Origin of the sequence: Shewanella sairae (genome assembly GCF_023283535.1) — a bacterium.
GTDB lineage: Bacteria > Pseudomonadota > Gammaproteobacteria > Enterobacterales > Shewanellaceae > Shewanella > Shewanella sairae.
Map to the genome: position 1 here is coordinate 1 of NZ_JAKILT010000157.1, position 1,763 is coordinate 1,763.

A 1,763-nucleotide genomic window follows, 5' to 3' on the forward strand; every position below is an offset into this window, starting at 1 on the left:
CACCGACTCTTGCCAAACGAGAGTTTAACATTGAAGTGGAACGCACCATTAGAGAGCTTAATGGTGAACAATGCATTGCCTGGGATGAAGCCAAAGCAGACCAAAAGCAAATATTCTCAACGAGAAGCATGACTGACCGCATTACTGATAAGGATTCCTTAACCCAAGCGCTATGTAAACATTTAGGGATTGCAGCGCAAAAGGCCAGACAGCAAGGTTCACTCTGTGGTGTCATGATTATATTCGCTCACAACTCACCTTATGATGAAAGACCTAGTGGATTTAAACAGTCACATCAATTTGTCTACCCTACTGCTGATACGCACTTAATGAGTAAAGCGGTAACACAAGTCGTGGACCGGTGGTATCAGCCTGGTACGCGTTATTATAAAGTTGGCATTGGATTATTGGATTTAAGCTCTGCAAAAAATAAGCAAGAGGACCTGTTCGCCCCAGTGGCTAATCCAGCGCTAATGAACATCTATGACCAACTCAATAATAAGTATGGCCGTGATGCCGTGTTTGTGGCCGCTCAAGGTATTGCGCCTAAATGGGGAATGCGTAGAGATAGATTAACCCCTCAATACACGACTAAGTGGAGCGATATACCTAAGATTAAGTGTTAATTTACGTACGATACAACTACACATTTGGTACCTTATGAACAAACATGGGGCGGCGTCCAACTTTCAAAAAAATAGATTCGGGCTAATATCAAATCTATTAGAAAGATTTTTAATATGATCCACTGTTAAGTTTCTCTTTCCGTTCACGATCATTGACACAAGGCTTTTACCTCCGATCTCGTCCTTGAAATCGGTTGTTTTTAAATGATGATGCTCCATGATAACCCTAAGCATTGTTGAGCTTGGATTCATACTTGAAATACGATCATTAAATTCCACTAATTCTTCAAGAGAGTCTTCGTACTCAGATATTTTCGGTGCCAATACGTCAATAATTACCGATAGGCTTTCATCATAATCGTTAGTGATCGCGTCCATGATATTTATAGCAGCATTATAATCTTCCTCATTCCCTATATTTGAAAAGGGAATAAAGTCTTTGATTGCATGTGAAGCATTAATTAAATTAATTAGGTTCATATCACCTCCTAGATTTCATTCTTTCGATATCGATTAGTCAGCTTGTCATACTCTGCATGAGGAACTATATGCTTGACCATTACAGTACCGTTTCTAAACGTGATAAAAGCAAGTAACCGCAAATTATTTCCGCCAACATCAATCACCCACCAATCAGTTTTATACTTAAAGTTATCTAGTGACGGAATGACTTTTTTTAATTCTAACGAGCTAGCAAATTTACCACTATTCAGAACTCGATAGAGAGAGTCTAAAGCTAAAGCATCGTTTGGATACTTCTTACTAGCATCATTAAATGCCTTTCTCGATATAACGTGCATCACAGCCCTTAAAGGTTCTCATAATGTGAACATTATATTCCATACTATACAGATTCACAATACGTGAACAAACATAAAGACATGCTAAGATCGTATGTCTACTATTTAACTGTAGAACTACGAAAGTAAGTACGAATGAGCATTTCCCTCGCCGGTTTGATTTGGGTATGGTTTTCACTAGCGGTTCGCGTACAGTTTGAAATCAACAAAAAGCGAACCGGTAAAGCTCACTCCTTGACTGGTGTGCGTTAGGTATACCCTAAAGGGCTGCGCTAGTCCTGGTAACACGTTTCTGCCCCTTTATCTGTTATAGCCAATTAACAGCATAGAGCTGGTG

The 1,763-nt window shown here is 39.5% G+C and carries 3 protein-coding genes; 1 reads left to right on the top strand and 2 read right to left on the bottom strand.

Annotation, left to right across the window (positions count from 1 at the left end; all coding sequences use genetic code 11):
- The coding region (locus L2748_RS23745) for a DUF4113 domain-containing protein (protein ID WP_248957811.1) at nucleotides 1-626 on the top strand (626 nt) is incomplete at its 5' end.
- 63 nt (nucleotides 627-689) lie between these two features.
- On the opposite strand, the gene L2748_RS23750 is transcribed toward L2748_RS23745, so the two are convergent.
- Together L2748_RS23750 and L2748_RS23755 are read right to left on the bottom strand one after the other, a co-directional pair.
- On the bottom strand, nucleotides 690-1,106 hold the full coding sequence (locus tag L2748_RS23750; protein WP_220783446.1) for a helix-turn-helix domain-containing protein: 417 nt from the start codon (nucleotides 1,104-1,106) through the stop codon (nucleotides 690-692).
- 8 nt (nucleotides 1,107-1,114) lie between these two features.
- The gene (locus L2748_RS23755) at nucleotides 1,115-1,426 is read right to left on the bottom strand and encodes a type II toxin-antitoxin system HigB family toxin (RefSeq protein ID WP_220783445.1); all 312 of its coding nucleotides are present in this window, start codon (nucleotides 1,424-1,426) and stop codon (nucleotides 1,115-1,117) included.
- Nucleotides 1,427-1,763: the final 337 nt, after the last annotated feature.